Annotated in this window: 16 protein-coding genes; 7 read left to right on the top strand and 9 right to left on the bottom strand. The window is 66.1% G+C overall.

What is annotated here, in order from left to right; translation table 11 throughout:
• Positions 1 to 26: 26 nt before the first annotated feature.
• Both K2O50_RS12470 and K2O50_RS12465 read left to right on the top strand, forming a co-directional pair.
• Positions 27 to 917: a dihydrodipicolinate synthase family protein gene (locus K2O50_RS12470; protein ID WP_050705824.1), complete on the top strand. Its 891-nt coding sequence runs from the start codon at positions 27 to 29 to the stop codon at positions 915 to 917.
• Between the two features lie 123 nt (positions 918 to 1,040).
• The gene (locus tag K2O50_RS12465; protein WP_050705825.1) at positions 1,041 to 1,595 is read left to right on the top strand and encodes an RNA 2'-phosphotransferase; all 555 of its coding nucleotides are present in this window, start codon (positions 1,041 to 1,043) and stop codon (positions 1,593 to 1,595) included.
• Positions 1,596 to 1,728: 133 nt separating this feature from the next.
• On the opposite strand, the gene K2O50_RS12460 is transcribed toward K2O50_RS12465, so the two are convergent.
• The 8 genes from K2O50_RS12460 to K2O50_RS12425 form a co-directional block, all read right to left on the bottom strand.
• The gene (locus K2O50_RS12460) at positions 1,729 to 2,001 is read right to left on the bottom strand and encodes a DUF3077 domain-containing protein (RefSeq protein WP_028691523.1); all 273 of its coding nucleotides are present in this window, start codon (positions 1,999 to 2,001) and stop codon (positions 1,729 to 1,731) included.
• Between the two features lie 27 nt (positions 2,002 to 2,028).
• A complete protein-coding gene (locus K2O50_RS12455) occupies positions 2,029 to 2,292 on the bottom strand; it encodes a hypothetical protein (protein WP_050705826.1) in 264 nt (87 codons plus the stop codon).
• A 380-nt stretch (positions 2,293 to 2,672) separates the two neighbouring features.
• Positions 2,673 to 3,101 (bottom strand): Imm42 family immunity protein, encoded by a 429-nt coding sequence (locus K2O50_RS12450; protein WP_162232966.1) that lies wholly within the window; start codon positions 3,099 to 3,101, stop codon positions 2,673 to 2,675.
• A 26-nt stretch (positions 3,102 to 3,127) separates the two neighbouring features.
• The gene (locus K2O50_RS12445) at positions 3,128 to 16,852 is read right to left on the bottom strand and encodes a DUF637 domain-containing protein (RefSeq protein ID WP_050705828.1); all 13,725 of its coding nucleotides are present in this window, start codon (positions 16,850 to 16,852) and stop codon (positions 3,128 to 3,130) included.
• Between the two features lie 23 nt (positions 16,853 to 16,875).
• Positions 16,876 to 18,585 carry a ShlB/FhaC/HecB family hemolysin secretion/activation protein gene (locus tag K2O50_RS12440; RefSeq protein ID WP_220690020.1) on the bottom strand — a complete coding sequence of 570 codons (1,710 nt, stop codon included), beginning with the start codon at positions 18,583 to 18,585 and terminating at the stop codon, positions 16,876 to 16,878.
• Positions 18,586 to 18,791: 206 nt separating this feature from the next.
• Positions 18,792 to 20,210 (bottom strand): short-chain fatty acid transporter, encoded by a 1,419-nt coding sequence (locus K2O50_RS12435; protein WP_050705132.1) that lies wholly within the window; start codon positions 20,208 to 20,210, stop codon positions 18,792 to 18,794.
• A gap of 189 nt (positions 20,211 to 20,399) precedes the next feature.
• Positions 20,400 to 21,056 carry a CoA transferase subunit B gene (locus K2O50_RS12430; protein WP_050705131.1) on the bottom strand — a complete coding sequence of 219 codons (657 nt, stop codon included), beginning with the start codon at positions 21,054 to 21,056 and terminating at the stop codon, positions 20,400 to 20,402.
• A 35-nt stretch (positions 21,057 to 21,091) separates the two neighbouring features.
• Complete coding sequence (locus K2O50_RS12425) at positions 21,092 to 21,790, bottom strand: CoA transferase subunit A (protein ID WP_050705130.1); 699 nt, start codon at positions 21,788 to 21,790, stop codon at positions 21,092 to 21,094.
• A gap of 118 nt (positions 21,791 to 21,908) precedes the next feature.
• Here K2O50_RS12425 and K2O50_RS12420 point away from each other — a divergent pair, with 118 nt between their 5' ends.
• From K2O50_RS12420 to K2O50_RS12400, 5 genes are all read left to right on the top strand, one after another.
• Positions 21,909 to 22,814, top strand: coding sequence for a LysR family transcriptional regulator (locus K2O50_RS12420; protein WP_050705129.1), 906 nt, complete (start codon positions 21,909 to 21,911; stop codon positions 22,812 to 22,814).
• Positions 22,802 to 23,623 carry an aldo/keto reductase gene (locus K2O50_RS12415; protein ID WP_050705128.1) on the top strand — a complete coding sequence of 274 codons (822 nt, stop codon included), beginning with the start codon at positions 22,802 to 22,804 and terminating at the stop codon, positions 23,621 to 23,623. Before K2O50_RS12420 ends, K2O50_RS12415 begins: the two co-directional genes overlap by 13 nt.
• Positions 23,624 to 23,727: 104 nt before the next feature.
• Positions 23,728 to 24,426 (top strand): AzlC family ABC transporter permease, encoded by a 699-nt coding sequence (locus K2O50_RS12410; RefSeq protein WP_050705127.1) that lies wholly within the window; start codon positions 23,728 to 23,730, stop codon positions 24,424 to 24,426.
• A complete protein-coding gene (locus K2O50_RS12405; RefSeq protein WP_050705126.1) occupies positions 24,423 to 24,737 on the top strand; it encodes an AzlD domain-containing protein in 315 nt (104 codons plus the stop codon). Before K2O50_RS12410 ends, K2O50_RS12405 begins: the two co-directional genes overlap by 4 nt.
• The gene (locus K2O50_RS12400) at positions 24,734 to 25,567 is read left to right on the top strand and encodes an AraC family transcriptional regulator (protein WP_050705125.1); all 834 of its coding nucleotides are present in this window, start codon (positions 24,734 to 24,736) and stop codon (positions 25,565 to 25,567) included. Before K2O50_RS12405 ends, K2O50_RS12400 begins: the two co-directional genes overlap by 4 nt.
• Here K2O50_RS12400 and K2O50_RS12395 read toward each other — a convergent pair.
• Complete coding sequence (locus tag K2O50_RS12395) at positions 25,527 to 26,336, bottom strand: helix-turn-helix domain-containing protein (RefSeq protein WP_050705124.1); 810 nt, start codon at positions 26,334 to 26,336, stop codon at positions 25,527 to 25,529. The two genes, K2O50_RS12400 and K2O50_RS12395, sit on opposite strands and share 41 nt — an antisense overlap.
• Between the last annotated feature and the right edge of the window lie 41 nt (positions 26,337 to 26,377).

Here is a 26,377-nt window from a genome sequence, read left to right as displayed (position 1 = left end):
TTGCCTTGCTTGCGGAGCCACACACCATGACCACTCGATTCCACGGCATCATCGGCTATACCATCACCCCGTTCACCCAGGACGGTGAACAGCTTGACCTGCCGGCCCTGGGCCGCTCCATCGACCGCCTGATCGACGGCGACGTCCACGCCATCGCACCGCTGGGCAGCACCGGCGAAGGTGCCTACCTGAGCGACGGCGAATGGCAGCAGGTCGCCCAGTACAGCCTGGAGCGCATCGCCAAGCGCGTGCCGAGCATCGTCAGCGTCTCCGACCTGACCACCGCCGGTGCCGTGCGCCGCGCTCGCTTCGCCCAGCAACACGGCGCCGACGCAGTGATGGTGCTGCCGGCGGCCTACTGGAAACTCAGCGAAGCCGAGATCGTCCAGCACTACCGCGCCATCGGCGCGGCCATCGATCTGCCGATCATGCTCTACAACAACCCGGCCACCAGCGGCACCGACATGCCGGTGGAGCTGATCCTGCGTATCGTGCGCGAAGTCGACAACGTGACCATGGTCAAGGAGAGCACCGGCGACATCCAGCGCATGCACAAGCTGCAACTGCTCGGCGAGGGCCAGGTGCCGTTCTACAACGGCTGCAACCCGCTGGCGCTGGAGGCCTTCGTGGCGGGCGCCACAGGCTGGTGCACGGCGGCGGCCAACCTGATTCCCGAACTGAACCTGCGGCTATACCAGGCGGTGCAGGCCGGTGAGCTGGAGCAGGCCAAGGCGCTGTTCTACCGCCAGCTGCCGTTGCTCGACTTCATCCTCAAGGGGGGCTTGCCGGCGACCATCAAGGCTGGCCTGGAGATAACCGGGCTGCCGGTGGGTGAACCGCGTCGGCCGGTGTTCGGGCTGGATGCCCAGGGCCGTGACCAGCTGAAGGCGCTGCTCGACGCCTTGCGTCAGGGCTGACATCAGCGACGAACCTGTGGGAGTGCGCTCTCACAGGTCATCCACACGCTTGAGAACTCAACCCCAAACCCGGAGAATGCCCACGCCCCAAACGACCAGAAGCCATGGAAAAGGACCTTTCCAGTGAACCAGAAACAACGCGACACCCTCAGCAAATTCCTCAGCTACGTACTGCGCCACGCCCCCGAATCCATCGACCTGACCCTCGACCGCGACGGCTGGGCCGATGTCGACGCGCTGATCCACGGCGCCGGCCGGCAAGGCCATGCCTTCGACCTGCACGCCCTGCGCGAGGTGGTCGAGACCAATGACAAGCGCCGTTTCACCCTCTCCGACGATGGCCGCCGCATCCGCGCCGCCCAGGGCCACAGCAGCGCCCAGGTCGAAGTGCGCCATGTCGCCAAGACGCCACCCGCCCTGCTCTATCACGGCACCGCCAGCCGCTTCCTGGCCTCCATCGAAGCCCAGGGCCTGATCCCCGGCAGTCGCCACCATGTGCACCTGAGCGAGGATCCGCAGACCGCACTGGCGGTGGGCAAGCGATATGGTCAGCCGGTGCTGCTTACGGTCGATACCCAGGCCATGTGCGCAGCGGGAACGGTGTTCTATCAAGCCGACAACGGTGTCTGGCTGGTAGACCAGGTGCCGCCGGCCCATCTGTCACGCCAAGCCCTGTAGGAGCGGCCTTGTGCCGCGAAAGGGCTGCGAAGCAGCCCCGGCGATATCAGCTTGATGCACAAATCCTGGGGCCGCTTCGCAGCCCTTTCGCGGCACAAGGCCGCTCCTACGGGGGAATGTGCAAAGCCTGGGACTAATGCGCCATCCCAAGCTCCGCATCATCCATCAGCGCCTTGGCCAACGCACTGAGATAGTGGGCAGCCCAGACCATCCGCGGATCTTCGTCCATCACCCCGACCAAGGTCAGGTGCCGCACATAATCCATCAACTCCGACGCCTGTTCGCGAGCGTGCTGGCAGGGAATGCCGGGCTCGATACAGAACAGCGGCTGGGCATCCTTGCCCTCGCCCTGATAAAAACGGGTCTTGCCCGGCGTGACCTGGGTCTTGCCATCGTCTGTGGTCATGATCGATCTCCCTGAAAACGTCGTCGGCTAGTGCAGCGTGCGGGGCTCGCCCGGCGCTTGGACCGAGTGCTGCACCTGGGTCAGGGCGGATTCGAGCAACGTGCGCACCGCCTCCATCTCGTGGGCGGCGGCCAGCACCAGGATCGCGCCGGGCGACCGGGGCTTGAGCTGGACGGCCTGGTTGGCCACCGTGAGGGCGCAGAAGGCGTACTCGATGGCGCGTACCAGGGTGTCTTCGAGGAAGTGGGCGTGATCCTGGGAGGAAGGTGGATCGGGGACAATCTTCAGCATGTCTTGACTCCAACGTATGAAATGGAGCCGCCGCACTTTGCTGTCAAACAAGAGGGTGGCAGCTGTACGCGGGTTGACAGACCGAGACGTTGGCACTCGGCGCACACGGGGTGCCCACACGCACAGCCGCCATGAAAGCAAACCTACGAGGGCAACGTCTACGGTCTGTCAAAACCGACCGCTGAATTGGCAGCGGCAGGCCGAGACTAGAAGGCGAGTTGACCTGGAGCAAGGGCTGAAAGGCGGTAAAAGCATGCTTCGGAAATGGACTACAAGGAATAAGGAAATTCCGATTCTTATCCTTGCTCCAGGTCCAAAAACCAGGACGAGAAGGCTGCCTCAGCAAAGTCGTCTGCGAGGCTGCCTTTCTCGAGCGAACGCTACAATCTGCATGTCTTGAGCTGTTCGATGACAGCAGCCACGGTACCTGTCTCAAGCTTTAAACCTTCTACGGTATGGCCATCATCCCGCGACCAAACCAGTCGATCGCCATCCCGTTCCATTTGGAAGTACAGAATGAAACCAGAATCTTCAGCTTCAGTAGCCGAAAAGTCCGCGATGCCTGGTAGCAAATCGCCTATCTCCCCCGAAAAGTAGGCCCTGGCATTGTCGAAAACTTCTCGATCCTCATAGATTAGATCCGCAGTAGAGTCAGGCAATCGGATGCCGGAGAAGAAACTCAGCGCTGAACGCAGTTCCAACGCTTCTACAGCATCATAAATACGCACTCCACCGGCATACACGCAAAGCAAACCATTTTTCCAGCTGTCACCCTGCACATTCCAAGCGCCAACGACCTGGAACTGCACGGCGAACCTATCCGGATCACCTGCAATCACTTGATTTTCACTCCCAAAAGTTTCTGTATATCCGTAGGTATCTGGTTACCGCGAAGAGGGCTTCGGCTGTCGCCGGTACTACCGTTCCAGTGGTATTCGCCATTACTGCCCATGAATCGGTGCACCTGCCCGTCAGCGTCCACTGCATACCGGGTTTCCTTATTGCCACCAGTCTTGGGGGCAGGAATTGATTTTTCAAACAGCTCAAGCGAGGCCTTGGGCTCGATGCCTGCATTACCTCGGTTCCCCGCCTGCCCAGCCGTGTGCTTTGGATTGGATTTATACATCAAACCATTTGCAGCGACTATCAGCTCAGGTTGTGGAATGGCACTCCCCTTTACACCTCTCCCTGCCCCCAGGATCGCCATACCTGCCGCAGCACTCAACTCGGAGATCATCGAGGCTTTTTCTTTGATCGAGAGTTTTCGCCCGGCCGCCTTATCCAGCCACTCAGTCTGCTTCGCCCACTGATCTGTCCTTGCGGCCTCGTCAGGCGTGAGCCAACCCTCCTTGATGTATTTGGCGAAAAGAAGCTGTTCGTCGGTAAAGAAAGTTGCACCCCAGGAATCGACACCCTGCGATGGAATTGCGATCTTGCTTGGATCTCCGATGAGCAATCCGGTCATATCATAAGCAATGGAGTTCTTGAAGAACGCCTGCAACTCCTTGGCCACTGGAGTGTCTAGAGATATCGTGCTTCCCTTTATCGAGTCGGCGCAGGCTCGCGTTTTGCACTCATCAATAATTGCCGAACGCTTTGCTGACAATTTTTCCGTCCGAGCAAGAATCCCCTTGATCTTATCTTCGCTGCAGGTAGCAGATGCTCTGCAGGCTTTCAGCTCATTAAGCAAAGCTTCCGCTGTGGGATGATCCAGGCTATTGAACTTCGTCGCCTGCGAAGCCACCCAACCTGCAATGGCCTGGTCCTTATCAGAACCTCCCGCCGCCGCCGCAATCGTGAGGCCGATCAACTGCGAAGTCATGGCCAGTAACTGGTCATGCATACCATTGTTGAATACCTTGTCCCCAACTGTAGCGACAAACGCTTCGTTCGCTCCCGCGGCCAAGGCCCCTGTTCTGAAATCGCTTCCCGCCAGTTCCGCAATCAAACCGCCTACCAACGCATGCGCCCCAAGCTTGGCTGGCAGCCCAGAGAACTCCAATTGCGTACCCAAGCGGTTGTATATGCCTGCAGAAAGGGCATCGGCTGCCGAGCTGATCGCCGCATGCGCCAAGTTATCCTTGAGGCTACCGCCATTTATCGCCGTATTGGCAACGGCTCCGAATCCACTTTCGGCAAACGTATATCCTGCGAACTTGGTAGCGCCGTCTATCTTGCCCAGATCAAAGCCATGCGTGGCTTTTGAGACATCTTCCCCTGAAACACCGAAGGCCTTGTCCAGAACACCTGCGGCGAACCCTGCCGCCAACCCGCTAATCAGGTAGCTTTTCATGCTATCTGCGGAGGTCACATCCTTCATTACCGCGCCAAGGTTGCCTTTGTTGTTGATGACACTGACAGCGCCTTGCGATACCGCTGCGGAAAAGCTCGCCACTGCAGCTGCGCTGGCCGCTGTACCGATGGTTGCTGCTGTGGTAGCCGACATACCTGCCGCCAAAGCTGCGCCTTGAGCAGCACTCCCCGCAGAAGCGCCAATTGCTGCAGCAGTGCCACTACCAGCCGTCAGCACAGTCACGACGATGATGATCGCGAGCATGGCCCCCTGACCAAGCCCTGAGTGGCTGTACTTGTAGGCTTCATGTGTTTCTTGGATCAGTTTCCAATCGACATCCCCGCGCTTCTCTGCCTCTTTCAACCAAGCCAGGTCCGGATTAGCCTTGACCATTGCGTCGATCGCTTCGCTGACCGTTTGCTGATTGACTTGTCTGATATCGATCTGCAGACCGTCGACTGCCTTGATCGCGAGGTTGCCCTTCGCGACCAATTCGCTCTGACGCAGGGTCTCATCAGTACTGCCTTTGCCACTCATGCTTGTCCATGCAAGGCTCGACTTGCTCTTCTCGTGGCTCTCTTGATGTAAGTCCTTCACTCCTTCAAACGTGATGCCGCCCCCGCTATCCAAGGTCAGGTCGGCGCCGCTGGTGAGCTTGGCCACCTGGTAGCGTTGGTCGCCATCACTGAGGAGGGTCAGGTCGCCACCACTGGTGATCTCGCTGCCGACATGACGCACGTCGGTGACTTCATCGCGCCTGGTCTTCTTGCTGCCGAAGCTGCCCTTGCTTTTTTTCTGGTACAGCGAGTAATCGCTGTCGGTCTCGGCCAGCAGTTCGAGCTGGTCACCGGCGTAGAGGAAGGCCTCGTCGCCCGCGCTGACGCGGCTGGAGATAAGCCTGAGGTCCTCGCCTGCCGTGAGCGAGACATCGCCGCCAGCCCTGAGGTCGGTCGCCACCTGGCGGACATGGTCCTCCTGGCGCGTGACTTTTTTGCTCTTGGCGTAGAAATGCTCCTCATTGGCCGCGGAGGCCAGGGTCAGGTCGTTGAGGGCATCGACGGTGATGTTGCGCTTGGCCTCCAGTTCGCTGCCGACAACGGTGAAGTCGTGGCCGGCGAACATGCCCAGGTCGCGGCCCGCGGTAACCTGCGAGCCGAACTGGGTGATGCTCTCGCTGCTCTGACGCCCGTTGCGGTACTGGGTGCTCTGCTCGGCCGAGCCGATCAGCAGGTCACGGCCCGTGCGCATCTCCAGGTCGCGGCCGGCCTGCAGCACGCCGCCGACGTTGACCATGTCGCGACCGGTGGACATCGACAGGTCGTTGCTCGCCTCGATGCGCGCGGCGCTGTCCAGGGTCGCCCAGGTGGTGTAGCGGCCCTGCTCCTGCGACTGGGTGCGCTCGTTGACCACGTCGCCCAGCAAGGTGGAGAGGTTGACGTCACGCCCTTTGATGATGCCGCCGGCACCGTTGTACAGGGTGTTGCCCGCCAGCAGGTCGACCCGCCCACCGGCTTCGATCAGCCCGGTGTTGACCAGGTTCTCGCCCGCGCTGGCCGACAGGTTGTTGCTGGCACGCACGGTACCGGGGTTGATCAGGTCGGTGCCGGCGATCAGGGTCACGTCCTTGCCTTCGATCAGGGCGCCGTTGGGTGCCAGCCGGTCATTGGCGTTGGCCAGGTACAACACTGGCACCAGCACTTTCTCACCCATCACCTGGTGCTCTTCGAGCCAGACGATGTCGTGGGTCAGTGCCGCCACCTGCGCTGCCGTCAGGCTCACCCCGACGGACAGGTTCAATTGCTGCTTGCTGGCCAGCGCGTTGTCCATCAGGTGGCGATACAGCGCCTCGTCGGAGGTCTGCCCGTCGATGTAGCGCTTGCCGGTGCGGGCCGTGACCGCCTGCTGGATCAGGCGCTGCTCGTAGAAACCGTCGCCCAGGCGTTTCCAGCTCTTGTCCGGGTCATAGCCGAGGTTGCCGAGCAGGTAATCCGAACTCATGAACTGCTTGAGGTCGGTCAGCACCGGGTCGGTTTCGATCAGGTACTTGTGCGGCTGGGCGCCGGTCGTGGCGGCGGGTACGCCCTGCACCCGGGGGATGCTCAGCGGGTTGACCGCGCTGGCCCGGCTGGAAACGCCGGCGGCCACGCTTGGGCTGACGGCCGCGACCGTCGGCAGTACCGGAGCCGGTTGCGTGATAGTGGCGCCACCGCCCGATCCGCTGGCCAGGCGCGGCGCCTCCACTTGTACAGGGGTGGCCTGGTGGCCTGCGCCCAGTTCGCTGCGGCCTGGCAGCGTCTGTGGCCCCTGCCCCGCCGCGATCGCCTCGACCCTGACGGTGTCGATCCGCGTATCCAGGTCGATGCCCTGGCGCTGGCGCTCGCCCAGTTGACGCTCGCTGGCGCTGCTCGGCGCCAGCGCCGCGATATCGACAGCGCGTCCCTGTACCTGCGGCAGCGGTTGCTGGCGCTGTTGCAGGTCGATGCTGGCGCCCCCCAGCGTCCAGCTGGCGGGGGCCGGATCGGCCACCGACACGCTGGCCTGGCTGGCGGCCTGGCTGCTCAGGCGGAACAGGCCATTGCCGCTGGTGGGCAGGCTAAAGCCGGGCAGATCCAGGGGGTTGACCTGGCGCTGGGCCAAGTCAGGCGGCAATTGCCGGTTCGGCGCCACCACCGTACGGGTAAAGGTGGCGGCCGTGCGTGTGTCCAGCGTGCGCCCGGCGTTGGCGCCCGGTGCGTTCCAGGCTTGCTCGACCCCGTTGCTCAACCGCGTGGCGGCTGTGATCGAGACATTGCCACCGGCCTGGATGATTGCCGGCAGGTAGGTCTGGGCATCCCCAGCAATGATCTTTTCGCCAAAGACGTTGGCACCCTTGACCGCAGCGGGTGCTTCGGCACGAACACCCTGAGCGTACAGCGAAGGGGCACGGTAGTTCCTGTTGTAGTAATCGCTGCCCCTCCACGACTGCACGGCAACCGAGCCGAAGTTGAGCCAGTTGGACTGCTCGCGGGGTGGCCCACAGCACCTGAAACTGTGAGGCAGCATCCGCGAAGCCTGGCCGTCGGCATTCAGGAACCAGAAGTCGTAGGCGTACTGGGCATCGTTGTACCGGTTGTACGCATACATTTCGACCGTATTGACCGACGCATCCAGGTACTTGAAGCTGGTGAAGTTCCCGACTGCGCTACCTTGGTTCTCGAAGGTATCGACCACGATGCTGATGTTGCCGCTGGCCGCCACCTGCGAGTTGCTGTTGGTGAACCGACTGCCACTGATATGCAGATCCTTCCCCGAGGTAATGCTGGCCGCCACGGCATCGGCACCTGTAGGCGCGGATGTGCGAATTTGCTCGACCAGGACGTAATGGGAAGGGTCGGACCTGGTGATGCCCAGCCTTGGCGACGTGCAGCTATAGCAACGAATCCCCAGCGCCGAGGAAATGACCTCACGGTTTACGTTGAAGTTGTTGCGCTCGTTGACCACCTGCGTCGCATTCAGGCTGAAGTTGCCCAGGCTCTGCATCTGCCCCGACAGGTTGCGGATCAGCGTCGCCCGGCTACCCGGCAGCAGGCCGCCGATGGCGATGTCGCCGATGCCGTACAGGTCCGCCAGGGTGTTGTTCAGGTTGTCCGTGGCCACTTGCATGGCAGCACCCGAGAAAATCAGCCCACCGCCCTGGTTGGTGATGCCACTGGCAGTCAGCTGCAGGCCCCCCGAGCCTGCCAGCGTGCCGCTGTTGACCAGCTGCCCGGCGTTGATCTTCAGCGTCTGCCCGGCCGTGACGCGGCCCAGGTTGCCCAGTGCCGCAAGGCTGCCCGCGCCGCCCAGGGTCACATTCCCGGCGCCGGCGAGCGTGCCGCTGCTGGCCAGGTCGATGCTGCCCGCATCCAGCGACAGCGCCCCCAGGCTGGTCGCGCGACCACCCCCGGCGTAACGGCCGGACAGCGCCAGCGCCAGGCTGCCGTTGCTGGCGATCAGGCCATCGTTGCTCCAGTTGGTGCCCGTGCCCACCAGGCTTTCGCTTGCCAGCAACTGACCGCTGCCGGTCTGCACCAGCTCACCGACATTGACCGTCAGGCGCGCCGCCTGGATCACGCTGCTGTTGGTCCAGCTCGCGGCGTTCAGGGTCAGGCCGCCAAGGGTGACGATTTCGCCGCCGGCCCCGCCGAGGTTGGCCAGGCCGATATCGAACGTGCCAGCCCCACCATGCACCAGGCGCCCCCCGGCATTGAAGAAGCCCGCCGACTGCAGGCTCAGGTCCTGGTTGGCGATTTCCAGCACGCCGCCACGGTTGTCCAGCGCCCCCGTCAACTGCAGGCGCGTGCCGCCGGCACTGCCCAGGGTACGCAGCTGGCCGCCCTGGTTGTTCAGGCCGGCTGCGCTCAGGCCCAGGCGGCTATCGCTCTCGATGATGCCGCCCGTGTTGATGAGGCTGCCACGCAACCCGAACTCCACGGACTGGCCGGCGATCTGGCCATTGCCGCCGTTGTCCAGGTCGATGGCGTCGATGCCCAACTGCCCCAGGGCAAACAGGCTGCCACCGCGGTTGTTCAGGTTGGCGGTGCGTACGTCCAGGGCGCCGGCCTGGGCGGCCAGGCGGCCACTGCTGTTGTCCAGCCCGCCGAGGGCGATCAGCTTGAGCTGGCGCGCCTGGATGATACCGTTCTGGGCGTTGCCCAGCAGGCCGCCGACCTTGGCATCGAGCAGCCCTTGCAGGCTGGCGAGCACTCCGCCACGGTTGTCGACGCTGTCAGCCTCGAGCAGCAGGTTGCCGCCCTGCGCGATCAGCTTGCCGCCCTGGTTGTCCAGCGCGCCGAGGCTGGTGAGGGTGACAGCGCTCTTGGCCTGGGCGGCGCCGCCATGGTTGCTCACGCGTGCGGCGTGCACCACGAGGCTGCCGGCATCGGCGTGGATCAGGCCGTCACGGTCGTTGAGCATGGCGCCCGTGAGGTCCAGCTGGACGTCGCCATTGGCGGCCAGCGTGCCCTTGTCGCTATTGTCGAGGCTGGCCCCGACCAGGCGCAGCCCGGCCTGGCTGACCAGTTGCCCTCCCTGGTTGAGCACCACGGCGGTGCCCCGCACCTGCAAGCCCGCGCCGCTGAGCAGCTTGCCCTGGACGTTGCTCAGCTGGCCGGCAAGGTCCAGGGTCAGGGTGTCCAGCCCGACCAGCGTGCCGCCTGAGTTGTCCAGGCCGGCGGCGCGCAGGCTGAAAGCCGCCCCGCTGTCGATCCGACCGCCCTGGCGGTTGTCCAGGGTACCGTTGCCAAGGTCCAGGTGCTGCGCCGCGGCGCTGGCCAGGAACCCGCCACGGTTGTCGAGGCTGGCCGCCTTGACCTGGAGCAGGCCCTGGCTGACCAGCGCGCCGCCCAGGCTGTTGTCCAGCGCTGCGCCGAGCGTGATCGTCAGGTCGCCCTCCCGGCTGGAGAGCGTGCCGCCGTTGCGGTTGTCCAGGCTGCTGGCGGTTACCTCCAGGCCTTGGCTGCCGGACACCAGGCCGCCCTGGTTGAGCAGCCGGTCGGCGCCCAGCGTCAGGCGCCCGGTACTGATCAGCCGCCCGGCGCCGTTTTCGAGGGTGCGCGCGCCGAGGCTGAAGCCCTGCGCGCTGGAAATTTCGCCCTGGCGATTGTCGAGGTCGCGCAGGTTGGCCAGGGTCAACGGACCTTTGCCGTGAATCAGCCCCGCACGGTTGTCGAGATCACCGGCCAGCCCCTCGAACAGCAAGGCCAGGCTGCCCTCGCTCAACAGGCGTCCGCCTTGCTGGCTGAGGCGGGTGGCCCGCACCTGCAGCGCGCCCTTGGCGGAAATCTCGCCGGCATCGTTGCGCAACTGGCCGGTGCTCAACACCAGGCTGTCCTTGCTGCTAATCAGGCCCTTGGCGCTGTTGTCGATTTGGCCGGCTTGCACTGTCAGGCGTTGCTCGGTCAGCACCTGGCCGCCCTGGTTGTCCAGGTTGGCGGCGTTCAGCTCGAGCAGCTGGCGGGCGTTCACCAGGCCGCCGGCCTGGTTGCCGAGCAGGCCGGCGACGTCCAGGCGCAGGTCACCCCGGCTGTTGATGTGGCCGCCGGCATTGGCCAGGCTCGCCGCCTTGAGCGCCACGCCTGCGGCGGCGATCTGCCCCTTGAGGTTGAGCAAGGCGCGCTCCACCAGCAGATTCAAACCCTGCTGGCCGAGCAACTTGCCGTTGCCGTTGTCCAACTCGGTCGCCGCCAGGCTGAAGGCGCTGGCGCTGGAGATTTCACCGCCCCGGTTGTCGACACGCGCCAGGCGCTTGAGCAGCAGCTGGCCAGGGGTGTTGATCAACCCCTGTTGGTTATCCAGCTCGCCGTGGTCGAGGTCCAGCTCGATGCGCTGCGCGCTGTACAGGGTACCGCCCTGCTGTCGCAGGCTGGTGACGTTGGCGACCAGGGCCTGCTGGCTGGTGATGCGGCCGCCGCTGTTGTCCAGTCGGGCCGCGTCGAGGCTCAGGCTGGCGCCACTGGTCAGGCGCCCACCCTCCTGGTTATCGAGATTGCCGGTGGTGATGCGCAGTGCATCCTTGGCACTGATCGTGCCGGCCCGGCTGTCGAGGCTGGCGCCGGCCAGGTCGAGACGCCCGTTGGCTATCACCTGGCCGCCGCGGTTGGTCACCGCCCCCTGGCTTTCTAGCCACAGGTCGCCGGCGCTGGACAACAGGCCAGCGTTGTTGCCCAGCAGGGCGCCGACCAGACGCAAACCGCCTTCGCTGGTGATGCGTCCCTGGTCGTTGAGCAGGTCGCCCTCGACCTCCAGGTCCTGGCCGGTGTCACCACGCAACTCGCCGCCGCGGTTGTCCAGGCTGGCACCGCGCAGGTGGACACTGCCGGCACCGATCAGGCCTTGCTGGTTGAGGGTCACCCGCTGTTCGAGCGTCAACAGGCCCTTGGCCAGCAGCAGGCCCCCGGTGCTGTTGTCCAGGCGTTGTCCGACAAGCGTGACGCTGCCCTTGCCGTTGATCTCGCCGCCGCGGTTGTCCAGGGTCGCGGCCTTTAGCACCAGGGCGCCGGTGGCCCCCAGCAGCCCCGCCGCGCGGTTGTCGACCTGGTCGGCGTCCAAGGCCAGCGCCCCCTCGGCCTGGACCTTGCCTTGCCGGTTGTCCAGCGCCACCAGGCGTGCCTGCAAGTCACCCTTGGCCGACAGCTTGCCCTCGGCATTGAGCACGGTGGCGGCGCCCAGGTCGAGATCGCCATCGGCCTGCACGGTGCCACCTTGGTTATCCAACGCTGCGCCAACCTGAAGCTGCAAACCGCCGAGACTGCCCAGCAATCCGCCTTGGTTGTTCAAGCCGGCGGCACTGAGCTCAAGCCCTCGGGCACTGACCTGGCCGCGCAGGTTGTCGAGCTGGCGGGCGATGCGCACGGTCAGGTGCTCGCCGCCCAGCAGTTTGCCCTCGGTGTTGTCCAGGCTGTCGGCAAGCAACGTGTAGGCCTGCAGGCTGGAAATCTCGCCACGCTGGTTGACCACCTCGCCGAGGTTGCGCAGCACCAGCGGGCCAGGCCCACGAATCAGGCCGCCGCTGTTGTCCAGCCGGCCGTGGTTCAGGTCCAGTTCCAGCCCCTGCAGGCTGAACAGCTCCCCGCCCTGCTGGTCAAGGCCGGTGACACTGGCTTTGAGCGTGCGCGCGGAAATGCTGCCGGTGGCCTGGTTGCCGACCTGCCCGGCCGTGAGCTGCAGACGCTCGCCGCTGCGTACGACACCCGCCTGGCCATTGTCCAGGGTGCCGGTGTCGAGGTTCAGGTTGGCTTCGGCGGTGAGTCGACCGCCGTTGCGGTTGTCGACGCTGGCACTGGCCAGCACCAGGCTGGCGTCAGTCTCGATGCGGCCGCCCTGGTTGTTCAGCCCCTGCGCGACGGTGGCGCGCAGGTCGCCCTTGGCCGATAGCGTGCCTTGCTGGTTGAGCAGGGACGCGCCATCGAGGTTCAGGCTGCCGTCGCTGTACAACCGCCCCGTGCGGTTGTCGAGCAGCGTCGCACCCAAGCCCTGGCCGCTGGCGGACTGGCCAAGCTGCAGATGCTGGCCCGCGCCGATGGTCCCACCCCGGTTATCCAGCTGTGCCATGCCCAGCTCGACCTGCTGACCGAACAGCAACCCCTTGCTCTGGTTGATCAAGCGGTCCAGCACCAGCGCCAGGCGCGTGCCCGCCAGCACCTTGCCGCCTTCGCTGTTGTCCAGCCTTTCGCCCGCGATGTCGACCCGCGCCAGGCTGGCCAGCCGGCCGCCACGGTTGTCGGTGCCGGCAACCTGCAGATCGAGTCCCGCGTTGCCGGAGACCAGCCCCCCACCGCTGTTGTCGAGCGCATCACCGCGCAGGGTCAGGCGCCCTTCGGCGACGAATTCGCCGCCTTGCTGACGCAACTGACGGACATCCGCGCTCACCTCGCCGCGGCTGGCCATGCGGCCCTTGCCATTGTCCACCTCGGCCGCGTCCAGGCGCAGCAACGCACCGGCGGTGAGCAGGCCCTCGCGGTTGTCCAGGTAGCGACCGGCGAACGTCAGGCCCTCCTTGCCACGCAACAGGCCCTTGCGGTTGTCGAGGCTGTCGACGGTCGATTGCAGCTGGCGGTCGGCATGCAGGGTACCCTGCTGGTTATCGACACTGGTGCCGCGCAACGTCAGCAGATCGGCGCCGCTAACCAGGCCGGCGTGGTTGTCCAGGCGCCCGAACGCCAGGTCGATCAGCCCCTTGGCGCGGATCTGCCCACCCTCGCGGTTGTTCAGCAAGGCGCCCGTGCCGACCCGTAACGCGCCATCGCTGGTCAGGCTGCCACGGCCGCTGTTGTCCAGGCTGCCGGCCTCGACCCGCAGGTCCTGGCCGGTGCTGAGGACCCCGGCACGGTTGTCCAGGGCCCCGGTGACGTTCACGTGAGTAGCCACATCGCCGAGGACTTCCCCCCCTCGGTTGTCCAGGGACGCGGCACGCACCTGGGTCAGGCCACCGCTGGATATTTCGCCCTCGCCGTTGTCCACGGCGCCGGCGACGTCCAGGTCCAGGTCCCGCTCGGCCCCCAGGGTCCCGCCATGGTTGGCCAGGCTGGCGGCACGCAACTCCAGGCTGGTCGCCGAGACCAGGCCATGGGCGTTGGCCAGGGCATGCTCCACCAGCACCTTCAGCGCCTGGTCGCTGTGCAGCGTGCCATCGCCATTGTCGAGGCTGTGGGCGGCCAGGGTGAATCCCCTGGCGCTGGATATCTCGCCACCACGGTTGTCGACACCGGCCAGTTGCCGAAGCACCAGCTGCCCGGGGGTGTGGATCAGGCCGCCGCGGTTGTCCAATGCGCCGAGCGACAGGTCGAGCGTCAGGTCGCCATCGCTGACCAGGTGCCCGCCCGCCTGCTGGTCCAGGCGTCCAAGCTCGGCCAACAGCCCCTTGTGGCTGGCGATACGGCCGCCCTGGCTGTTGTCCAGCTCTCTTGCCTTCAACACCAGGAGGTCACCGCTGCGCAGTTGACCAGCCTGGCGGTTGACAAGCACATCGCTGGTGATCGTCACGGCCCCTGTGCTTTCGAGCACGCCGGCATCGCCGTTATCCAGGCGCTGGCCCGTGAACACCAGGCGCCCCGCGCCCTTGATCTGCCCGGCCCGGTTGTCCAGCGCCTGCAGGTCGAGGTCGATATCGCCTGTAGCCAGGAGCTTGCCAGTGTGGTTGTCCAGGCCCGCGCCGGCGAGCGACAGCGCACCACCGGCGCTGATCAGCCCTGCGCGATTGAGCAGTTCGGCGTCGATGCGCGCACTCAGTCCGGCGTTGCTGACCAGTTCCCCGGCAGCGTTGTCCAGACGGCTTGCATGAACATCCAGCGCCTGTGCGGCAATGCGCCCCCGGGCATTGTCCAGGGCCTGGGCAATGCGCACGGTCAGCGCCTGCTCGGAAAGCAGCTTGCCGTCCTGGTTGTCCAGGCTGTCGGCAGCCAGGCTGAAGCCCTGCTGGCTGGAGATCTCACCCCGGCGGTTGCCGACCGTGGCCAGGTTGCGCAGCAGCAAGGTACCCGGACTCTGCAGCGTGCCGCCCTCGTTGTTCCAGTGACCACGGGAGAGATCCAGGGTCAGGCCCTGGGCGGCACTGATGCGCCCCTGGCGATTGTCCAGCCCGGTGCTGGTCAGCAGCAGGCTGCCGTTGCCGGCGATCTGCCCCTCCAGGTTGACCAGGCTGCCAGCCTGCAGCACGAAGGCCTGCTCGGCCAGCAATCGGCCACGGCTGTTGTCCAGCTGGCCGGCGACTGTCATTTGCAGGCCGCCGCGCGCCTGCACGGTGCCGTCCTGGCTGAGCAGGGTCGCGGCGCTCAGGGTCAGCTGGTGGCCGGCGATCAGGCCGGCGGTGTTGGCCAGTTGCCCGGCAATCTGCACCCGCAGGTCATTGCCGCCGAGCAGCTTGCCGGAGGTATTGTCCAGTTGCCGCGCCACCAGCGCATAGGCCTGGCCGGCGGAGATCTCGCCGCCGTGGTTGTCGACGGTGCCCAGGCGTTGCAGGGTCAGTTGGCCCGGGGTGGTGAGCAGGCCGCCCTCGCTGTTGTCCAGGTGGCCGTCGGCCATGTCCAGGGTCAGCGCCTTGGCGCCGTGCAACTGGCCCCCGCCGCGCTGGTCGAGCTGGCCCAGGCGCGCCGTGGCCTGGCCATCGCTGGCGATGCGCCCGGCATTGCGGTTGTCGACGCTGGCGGCCTGCAGGTGCAGGTCCTGCCCGGCAGCCAGGGCGCCGGCGCGGTTGTCCAGGCGCCCGGCGACGGTGATGTCCAGCGCCTGCCCGGCGCTCAGCCGGCCGCCTTGGTTGTCCAGCTGGTTGGCGCCCAGCGTGTTGCGCTGCGCCGACAGCTCGCCGCCGCGGTTGTCCAGGGTCTGCGCAGTGATGCGTTGGGCCTGGCCGGCGCTGATCAGGCCGTTCTGGTTGCCCAGGGTCTGTGTCGCCTGCACGGTCTGGTCGCGCCCCGCCAGCACCCTGCCCTGGGCGCTGTTGTCCAGGGCGGCGCTGGTGATCCGGCTGTCCTGCCCGGCACTGAGGGTACCGCTGCGGTTATCCAGCTGCCCTTGTACCGCGAGATCCAGGTCGCGGCTGGCGACGATGCTCTTGCCGCTGTTGAGCAACTGCCCACTGGCGATGCTCACGTCACCCCGGGCGTTGCGGCTGCCATCGGCATTCACGCCGGCCTCGATCACGCCCTGGTTGACCAGTGTGCCTGTGGCCTGGACGCTGATTCGGTTGCCGGCAGTGATCGCCTGGCGAGAGGTCAGGTCGGCACTGCTGCGCACCTCGACCTGGCTGGCGCCATGCACCGGCCCTTGCAGGTCGACGCCGGCGGCCTGCAGCTTGACCGCGCCACTGGCGCTGGCCTGGGCCAGGCTCAGCTGGCCGTTGGCGTCCAGGCGGATATCACCGCCACTGGCCGCCACGTCCCCTGCCAGGCGCACACCGACGCCCGCCTCGGTACCTACCAGGCGAATGGCTCCGGCGTACATGCCACCCAGGGCGCTGGAGTCGATGGCCAGGGCCGGCGCATCGGCCGCATTGCCTGCACGCGGTGTCGCGGCCAGGGTCTGGGCGTCGACGTCGTTGCGCCCGGTGATGATGTTCAGTTCACGGGCGCGCAACTGCGCGTTCAGGCGTGCCGAGCGGGTAATGATGTCGAAGCGTTCGACGTTGTCGGCATTCAACCCCGTCCCTTCCAGGGCCACGCTGCCGCCATCCACCTGATAGCCACTGAGCGCGCCACGGCCGTCGAGCACCGGCTTGCCGGTGCTCAGGGTCACCTGTGGCGTGTTGATGAAGCCACAGCCATCACAGGTGATGCCGTGAGGGTTGGCGACGATGACCTTGGCCGCATGCCCGGCCACTTCGGTATAGCCGCGCAGCTGGCTGGCGTTGGCGCCGTTGACTTCGTTGAGGATGACATTGGCCGCCGCCCCTTGCAGGTTCGGGTTGCCGACGATGATCCCGCCCAGCTGGGTAGCCTGGGTGCGCTCGGTGGCGTTGTTGAGGATCAGCCCCTGCTGGCCGACGTTGTAGTCGCTGAACTGGTTGTGCGACAGCCCGCTGCCGTTGGGCGCGGCGATGTTGACGATCGGCACGCCGTTACCCGCCTGGCCGAGGCTGGTCCCCGGCCCGCTGACCACCACACCTTCGGCGGCCTGCGCCCACAGCGGCTGCCAGAACATGGCGTTGGCCAGCAGGAAGGCCAGGCCACGCTTGGGCAACCCGCAGAAATGCTCACGGTGCTGGATTGCGGCCGAGCGTTGGCGGGCCAGGAAGGCAAACAGGCGAACGTCCATGTCAGGTCTCGTGAATCAGGCGGTCAAATGAAGAAGTCCAGGCGGAAATACACCGGCCGTTCCTTGTCGGTCAGCACGTCGGGGCGTTCCAGGCTGTGGGCGAAGGTCACGCTGGCGGCCATGTGCTGGCCACGGGCGAACAGCTCCAGCGAATGGCTGTTGGCACGGCCGTGGTACTCACCGTTGTAGCGATCGTTGCGGATCACCCCGAGGTCGTAGCCCAGGCCCAGGCCGTACTCGGCCACCAGAGGTTGCAGCAGCGGCCAGTTCACTGGGCGGGTCCAGCGCAGGTCGTTGCGCCAGTAGCCGCCGCTGTCGCCGGACAACGACTGGTCCTTCAGCCCGCGCACCGACGACAGACCGCCAAGGCTGATGCGTTGCGGGCTGAACAGCACGTCCTCGCTGCGCTGGCCGGTGGCCAGGCTGCTGAAACTCAGGCGCTCGCCGAAGAGCTGGAAACCCTGCACGTAGCTGAGCGTGGCGCTGTACTTGCGGTAGCGCGCCACCGGCTGGCCCGGGCGTGGATGGCCGTTGTCCTGGGCGTCGAAGGCGCCGATGCCCTCCTGGGTGCCCAGGTCGAGGTTGACGAAGGCATTGCCCAGGCGCCGGCCATGGTTGATGCCGAACTGCGCCTCGCTCAGGCGGTTGCTGCTGCCGGCCAGGCGGCTGTCCTCGATGTAGTTGTTGGTACGCAGGTGGGCCATGCCGGCATTGAGCGAGGTCTTGCTGGTGGCATCGCGGTGCACCACGCGCTCGGCGCGCAGCTGGTGGTTCTGGCTGTCGCCGGTCTGCTTGAAGGCAAAGCCGTTGGCCTGGGCCAGGGAGCGGTATTCGCTCTCGCTGTAGCTGTAGGTGAAGTTCCACCAGCCCCACGGCAGGTTGTAGAACAGCACGCCGTTCTTCGAGCCCTGGGAGTGGTCGCTGACCACGTCGTGGCCGCCGCGCAGCATCAGCTGGTCGGCCAGGCCCAGCGGGCTGTCCCATTCCAGGCCGAGGTTGAGCATCTGCTCGCCGGTGCTGCGCTGGCCTTCGTTGTTGCGCGACAGCGAGGCGCGCCAAGGTTTTTGCTGGGTGTTGCGCACCAGCACTTCGCTGCCGCCGACGGCCTTGCCCGGGGTCAGCTCCATCTGCGCCTTGTTCGACGGCAGGCGGTTGAGCTGGTCGACCATCTGCTCGATCTCGCGCAGGTTCAGGCGCTGGTCGATATCGCCGGGAAAGGCCATGCCCAGCTCACGGTCGCTCAGACCGCTGGCCGGGTCCGGGCGCAGCCCTTCCAAGCGCCCTTCCACCACCAGTACCTGCAGATGGCCCGAGGACAGGTCCTGCTGCGGCAGGTAGGCGCGGCTGGTGACCAGGCCGCGACCCAGGTAATGGTCGGTGATGGCCTTGAGCAAGGCATTGAGCTGGGTGACGCCCAGGCACTGGTCGATGAAGGGCTTGAGCAGGCGGTCGCGGTCGGCGGCGGACAGGCTGTCGGCGCCCTTGAGCTCGATGGTGTGGATGGTGAAGCAGCGGCTGTCGGCCGCCGGTTGCGACTCACCGGGTTCGGCGGCCTTGCCGGGGAGGTTGCGCAGTTCTTCGAGACGGCGCTGCTGCTCTTCGAGCAGACGGTCCTGGCGGTCGCGGATCAGGTCCTGGTCGCCGGGTGAAACGGCCCAGGCCACAGGGCTGCATAGCAGGCCGACAAGCGCACAGAGGGCCGTTTTGCGCCCTGAAACTAGACGTCCCGCCATGACCAATCCCTGGTGAACAGTGCAAAGTGGCGGGCATACTATTTTGACATCATATTGACGTCAATTTGCCATCACCGAGATTTTTGTAACACGGCTCTGCGTATTGAATGAAAGCATTGAGATAGAGCTGTTGCGCTACAGAGAAAAATTTTCGCCCTGTCGCCGTGAACGACGTGGAGCTGCCGTGCAGCTCCACGACCTGGGTCTTACGGCATCACCGGTGGCACATACTGCAAGGTCGTGCCCAGCGCCCACAGCAACACCAGCACCAGCGGCACATGCACCAGCAACTGCACGAACGAGAAGCCGATCAGGTCGCGCGCCTTGAGCCCCAGTACCCCCAGCAGCGGCAGCATGTAGAACGGGTTGATCAGGTTTGGCAGCGCCTCGGCGGCATTGTAGATCTGCACCGCCCAGCCCAGGTGATACTGCAGGTCGTTGGCCACCAGCATCACGTAGGGCGCCTCGATGATCCACTTGCCGCCGCCGGACGGGATGAAGAAACCGAGCACCGCCGAGTACACGCCCATCAGCAGCGCGTAGGTGTCATGGGTGGCGATCTGGGTGAAGAACACCGAGATATGGTGGGCCAGGGTCTGGGCGTCCGCGCCCTTGACCTGGGTGAGGATGGCGGCGATCGAGCCGTACAGCGGGAACTGGATCAGCACCCCGGTGGTGGTCGGCACGGCACGGGTCACCGCGTCGAGGAAGCTGCGCGGGCGCCAGTGCAGCAAGGCACCGAGCATGATGAACAGCAGGTTGTAGGTGTTCAGGCCAGAGATCGCGGTGATCGCAGGCTTGGTGGCGAACTCCTGGTACAGCCAGCCGGCGGCCAGGGCGACCAGCAGCAGGATCAGGATCGGGCTGTATTCCAGCCACTCGCCCGGGCGGGTGCGCTGTGGCGACGGCGGCGCACTGAAGCTCGGGTCGACGCCGCAGTCCTGGGCGCTGCGGGCGCTGTTCGGCCCGGGCGCGGTGGCATAGGCCACGACCAGCGAGACGACCACCAGCGCGGCGAGCATCACCCCGGACTGCCAGAGGAAGATGGTTTCGGTGAACGGAATTACCCCGGTGATCGACAGGATCGACGGCGGCAGGCTGGCCGGGTTGGCCTGCAGCTGAGCGGCCGACGACGACAGGCCCAGCGCCCACACCGCGCCCAGGCCCAGGTAGGCGGCGGCGCCGGCGGCGCGGTAGTCCATCTTCAGATCGGTGCGGCGGGCCAGGGCGCGCACCAGCAGGCCGCCGAACACCAGCGACAGGCCCCAGTTGAGCAAGGACGCGAGCATCGAGATCAGCGCCACCCAGCACACCGCCGAGCGGCCGTTTCTCGGCAGCCGCGCCAGGCGGTCGATCAGCCGGGCGGCGGGCGGCGAACTGGCCACCACATAGCCGCCGATGACCACGAAGGCCATCTGCATGGTGAACGGGATCAGGCTCCAGAAGCCGTCACCGAAGGCCTTGGCGGTGTCGGTGGGCTTGCCGCCCATGGCCAGGGCGCCGAGGGACACCAGCATCACCGCCAGGGCGGCGAACACCCAGGAGTCGGGGAACCAGCGTTCGGCCCAGTTGGAGCAGCGCAGGGCAAAGCGGGCGGAGCGGCTGTCTTGGATATCAGCGGCCACGATGTTTTCCTTTTTTGGTTTTATTGGTGGAGTTTTCAACAGGTATTGCAAAGCCCTGTGGGGACGCAAACGTGGGAGCGGGCTTGCCCCGCGATAGCGTCCGACCAGGCGGTCGTGGCACCTGGAATGACGTCATCGCGGGGCAAGCCCGCTCCCACGGGTTCGCCCCACAGGGCGGATGATGCTTGATTAGAACGTCATTTCCTTCACATCGTCCGCCACGATCAGCTTGCCGGCGGTCTTCTCGATGATTTCCTCGACGCTCACGCCCGGGGCGGTCTCGCGCAGGATGAAGGCACCGTTTTCGATCTCAAGGTAGGCCAGGTCGGTGAGCACCTTGCGGATGCAGCCGGCGCCGGTCAGCGGCAGGCTGCACTTGGGCAGCAGCTTGGACTCGCCGTCCTTGGAGGCGTGGGTCATGGTGACGATGATGTTGTCGGCACCGGCCACCAGGTCCATGGCGCCGCCCATGCCCTTGACCAGCTTGCCGGGGATCATCCACGAGGCGATGTTGCCTTGCACATCCACCTCGAAGGCGCCGAGCACGGTAAGGTCGACATGACCGCCACGGATCATGGCGAAGGATTGCGCCGAATCGAAGATCGACGCGCCACGGCGGGCGGTGACGGTCTGCTTGCCGGCGTTGATCATGTCGGCGTCGATGGTGGCTTCGGTGGGGAACTCGCCCATGCCCAGCAGGCCGTTCTCCGACTGCAGCATCACTTCCATGCCCTCGGGCACGTAGTTGGCCACCAGGGTGGGGATGCCGATGCCGAGGTTGACGTAGTAGCCGTCCTTCAGTTCACGGGCGACGCGTTGCGCCATTTGTTCGCGAGTCAATGCCATGGTCAGGATCTCTTTGTTGTTCTTGAGGACGGCGCTCAGGCCTTGACGGTGCGCTTTTCGATGCGCTTCTCGAAGGTGCCGACGATGACCCGGTCGACATAGATGCCCGGGGTGTGGATCTCGCTGGGCAGCAGCACGCCGGGCTCGACGATCTCCTCGACCTCGACCACGGTGATCTTGCCGGCGGTGGCGGCCAGCGGGTTGAAGTTCTGCGCGGTGTTGCGGTACACCACGTTGCCGTAGTGGTCGGCCTTCCAGCCCTTGACGATGGCGAAGTCGCCGGTGATGGATGCTTCGAGGATGTACTTGCGGCCGTTGAACTCGCGCACTTCCTTGCCTTCGGCGACCGGGGTGCCGTAGCCGGTGGCGGTGAAGAAGGCCGGGATGCCGGCGCCGCCGGCACGCATCTTCTCGGCCAGGGTGCCTTGCGGGGTGAGTTCCACTTCCAGTTCGCCGCTGAGCAGCTGGCGTTCGAACTCGGCGTTCTCGCCGACATAGGAGGCGACCATCTTGCGGATCTGCCGGTCCTCGAGCAGCACGCCCAGGCCAAAGCCGTCGACGCCGCAGTTGTTGGACACCACGGTCAGGCCCTTGACGCCGCGGCGCTTGATCTCGGCGATGAGGTTCTCGGGGATGCCGCACAGGCCAAAGCCGCCGGCCAGCACGGTCATGTCGTCGGTCAGGCCCGCCAGGGCCTCTTCATAAGTTGCTACACGCTTGTCCAGTCCGGCCATGCTCAGTCGCCTTTTGTAGTTGTTGGAACCGTACGGTCATCTTCACTGTAGTCGACTGATTTGTTAATTTTGTTTTCGTCATCGATTGATAACTTTTACAAAACAAAGGGCCCGCCCCATGAACGTCAAGCAGCTGCGCGCCTTCGTCACCGTGGCCAAGTACCAGAGCTTCGCCCAGGCCGGCGAGCACCTGCATGTCTCGCAACCGGCCCTGAGCCTGACCATCAAGGCGCTGGAGGACAACCTCGGCGGCGCCCTGCTCACCCGCACCACCCGCAGCGTCAGCCTGACCCCCGAGGGCGAGGTGCTGCTGCCGCTTGCCCGACGCCTGCTGGCCGACTGGGACGACACCGAGGAGATGCTGCGCCAGCGTTTTACCCTGCAGCTGGGGCGGGTCTCGGTGGCGGCCATGCCGGCCTTCGCCGGCAACCTGCTGCCACAGTCGCTCAAGGTGTTCCGCCAGCGCTACCCCAAGGTCAACGTCACCGTGCACGATGTGATCAACGAGCAGGTGCTGGAACTGGTGCGCCACCGTCGCGTCGAACTGGGCATCGGCTTCGAGCCCGAGAGCAGCGAGGCGCTGCGCTTCCACCCGCTGTACCTGGACCGTTTCGTCGCGGTGGTGCCCGCCGACTCGCCCCTCGCCCGCCAGCCCCAGGTGCGCTGGCCGCAGCTGCTGGCCGAGGATTTCATCGCCCTGCAACGGCCTTCCGCGGTGCGCCTGCTGCTGGAGCAGCACCTGGCCGCCAACCATGGCAAGCTGGCGGTGGCCTTCGAGAGCCACCAGCTGTCGACCATCGGCCGCATGGTCGCCAGCGGCCTGGGGGTCAGCGCGGTGCCGGCGCTGTGCATCGGGCAGATGCAGGAGCTCGGCGCCCGCTGCGTGCCGTTGGTCGAACCGACCGTGGAGCGGCGCATCGGCGTGATCGCCCTGAGCGATCACAAACTGTCCAAGGCTGCCGAGGCGCTGCTCGATGTGCTGCTGACCCATACCCATCCACAGGAGGTGACATGCGTTACGTGAATCTGGCGGGTTCCCGCGTTCCGGCCATCGGCCAGGGCACCTGGTACATGGGCGAGGATCCTGGACGCAGGGCCGCCGAGGTGGCGGCCCTGCAACAGGGTATCGAACTGGGCCTGGGCCTGATCGACACCGCCGAGATGTACGCCGAGGGCGGCGCCGAGCAGGTGGTTGGCCAGGCCATCGCCGGGCGTCGCGACCAGGTGTTCCTGGTCAGCAAGGTTTATCCGCACAATGCCAGCCGACGCGGTGTACCGGCCGCCTGCGAGCGCAGCCTCGAACGCCTGGGCACCGACTGCATCGACCTGTACCTGCTGCACTGGCGCGGCCAGTATCCGCTGGAGGAGACCGTCGAGGCCTTCGAGCGCCTCATCGAACAGGGCAAGATTCGCCGCTGGGGCGTGTCCAACTTCGACCTCGACGACCTGCGCGAACTCGACAACCCCGCCTGCGCCACCAACCAGGTGCTGTACAACCCGGCCGAGCGCGGTATCGAGTTCGACCTGCTGCCCTGGAGCCGGCAGCAGGGCCTGCCGACCATGGCCTACTGCCCGCTGGCCCAGGCCGGACGCCTGTTGCGACATCCCGTGCTGGGCGATATCGCCGAGCGCCATGGCGCCACGCCGGCCCAGGTGAGCCTGGCCTGGGTCACGCGCCGGGAGGGCGTAATCGCCATTCCCAAGGCCACCGACCCGGAACATGTGCGCCTGAACGCGGCGGCGGCAGGGCTGATGTTGAGCGAAGCAGACCTGCGGGCCATCGACCAGGCCTTCCCCGCGCCGACCCGCAAGCAGCGCCTGGCCATGGTCTGAACCCCTACAGGGGCCGGCATGATCGATAACAAAGCAAGATCGTTCAAGCCGCCCCCGCGCCGCTCTGTCATGCTGGCCTGCCCTGTCGATTCGTTGTCGCTCCCATGTCCAGTCCACCGCTCGCCCGCCACGCCTTCCTCCACGGTGCCATCGCCATCCTGCCGCTGTCCCTGGCCGTCGCGCCCTGGGGCCTGCTGGCCGGCTCCATGGCCATCGAGGCCAACCTCAGCGCCTGGCAAGGCCAGGGCCTGTCGGCCATCGTCTTCGCCGGCGCCGCGCAACTGGTGGCCATCGGCATGCTCAAGGGTGGCGCCAACCTGCTGTCGATCCTGCTCACCACCCTGCTGCTGACCTCGCAGCACCTGCTCTACGGGCTGTCCATGCGCCCGGTGATGTCCGGCTTGCCGACCCGCTGGCGCCTGGGCCTGGGCTTTCTGCTCACCGACGAATTCTTCGCCTTGACCAGCCACCACGACCAGCAGCAGTTCAACCGCTGGTACGCCCTGGGGGTCGGCCTGACCTTCTATGTGGCGTGGAACCTGTTCACCCTGGCCGGCATCGTCCTCGGCCAGAACATCCCGCACCTGGACCAACTGGGCCTGGACTTCTCCATCGTCGCCACCTTCGTCGCGCTGATCGCGCCGCTGGTGCGCAACCTGCCGACCGTGGTGTGCGTGGCGGTGTCGCTGTTCTGCTCGGTGCTGTTCAGCTACTGGCACTGGGAAACCGCCCTGGTGGTGGCAGGCCTGCTGGGCATGGCCGCTGGCTTTACCTGCCAGAAATTTTCCGGAGGTCGTTCATGATCTGGCTGCTGATCGTCGCCATGGGCGCGTTGGTGTTCCTCAACCGCTACGCCTTCCTCGAACCGCGCCTGCCGCTGCGCCTGAGCTCCAATGCGCGGCAGTTCCTCGGCTTCGCCGTGCCCGGCATGCTCACCGCGATCTGCGGGCCGATCATCTTCCTGCCCGGCCACCAGCTCGAGCTGAGCCCGCTGAACCCTTACCTGCTCGGTTCGCTGGTGGCGATCGCCCTGGTGCTGTTGACCCGCAGCGTGTTGCTGAGCATGCTGGCGAGCATGCTGATCTTCTTCCTCCTGCGCAGCTGGCTGGCATGACCACGCCCCTGCGCGAACAGGCCCACCTGTGGCAGGCGCCCGCCCTCGGCGACGTCGAGATGCTGCACGCCCGCTACATCCAGCAGCGCTTCGCCCCGCATGTGCACGAAGGCTACGTGTTCACCGTGATCGAATCCGGCGCCCAGCGTTTCTGGCACCGCGGCAGCGAGCACCTGGCGCCGGTGGGCAGCATGGTGCTGATCAATCCCGACGAGCTGCACACCGGTGCCACCGCCCACGAGGCCGGCTGGCGCTACCGTGGCTTCTACCCCGAGCACGAGCGGGTCACCGGCGTGCTCGACGAACTGGAGCTGGGCCGCCACGGCCTGCCCCGGTTCAAGGACAGCGTGATCCAGGACCCGGCCCTGGCCGCCGCGTTCAGCCATCTGCACCAGTTGTCCGAGTCCTGCGCCAGCGCCCTGGAGCAACAGACCGCCTGGCGCCAGGCGGTGCTGGCGCTGGTGCAGCGCCACGGCCACTGCGCCGAGCCCGCCGCCCCCGGCAACGAGCCGCTGGCCGTGGCCCGTGCCCGCGAGCTGCTGGAGAGCCGGCTGGCCGAGCCGCCCTCGCTGGAAACCCTGGCGGCGGCGGTGAACCTGTCGCCGTTCCACTTCGCCCGGGTGTTCCGCCAGGCCACCGGCCTGCCGCCCCACGCCTGGCTCAAGCAGCGCCGCCTGGCCCGCGCCCGCGAGCTGTTGCGCAGCGGCCTGCCGGCACTGGAGGTCGCCGTCACCCTGGGCTTCGCCGACCAGAGCCACCTCAGCCGCCAGTTCAAGCAGGCCTATGGGGTTACGCCGGGGGCCTATCGCCAGGCCTGTCTGGGCCTGTAGCTGCGCCCCGGTTCCAGGCGCCTGGCGTGATGCCGGTCATGCCGCGAAAGAACGCGATGAAGGCACTGTCGCTGGCGAAGCCCAGGTCGTCGGCGATGGCGCCCAGCGGCCGCTGCAACGCCAGCTGTTCCATTGCCCGCAACAACCGCCACTGCTGGCGCCATTGCTGATAGGACATGCCGGTATCCCGGCGCAGCAGGCGGCTGATGGTCTTCTCGCTGGCGCCAACCTGCCGCGCCAGTTCACCCAGCGCCGGCGGCAGGCGCTCGAGCCGCTCGACCAGCCCGGCCAGGCGGCGATCGCCGGGCAGTGGCAAGAACATAGGCTGGCGCGGTGCCAGCCGTAGCTCGCCCAGGCACAGCGCCAGCAGGTGCGCCTGGTCACCTCGGTCCCAGGCTGTGTCGAACGGTGCCTGGGCAATGCGTTCGAGCAGTTCGCGCAGCAACGGGTTGACGCTGATGATCGTCACGTCGTCGGGCAGCTCCACGTTGAGCACGGCGCTGAAATACAGCGAGCGGTAGTCTACCGTTTCGCGCATGCGCGCCCGATGCTCCAGCCCCGCCGGAATCCACGCAGCCTGGGTCGGTGGCAGCAGGCACAGGCGTCCGGGCGTCTGGATGCGCACACAGCCCTGGCGGGTGAACAGCACCTGGCCGCGGCCATGGCGGTGGCGCCCCGAGTCGTGGTCGCCCAGGGCCGAGCAGATGCCCAGTACCGGCGCGTCGAAAGCATCGGGGTCGAAGTGGGCGTCGGGGGCTAACCAGGCCATGGCTGTAATTGTCCGATTTCAACGATAGAGCAACGGAATCG

It is taken from the genome of Pseudomonas sp. 2hn, from assembly GCF_019646095.1.
GTDB classification, from domain to species: Bacteria; Pseudomonadota; Gammaproteobacteria; order Pseudomonadales; family Pseudomonadaceae; genus Aquipseudomonas; species Aquipseudomonas peradeniyensis.
Note: the sequence above shows the minus strand (reverse complement) of the source record. Positions and strands in the feature narration are given on the sequence as shown.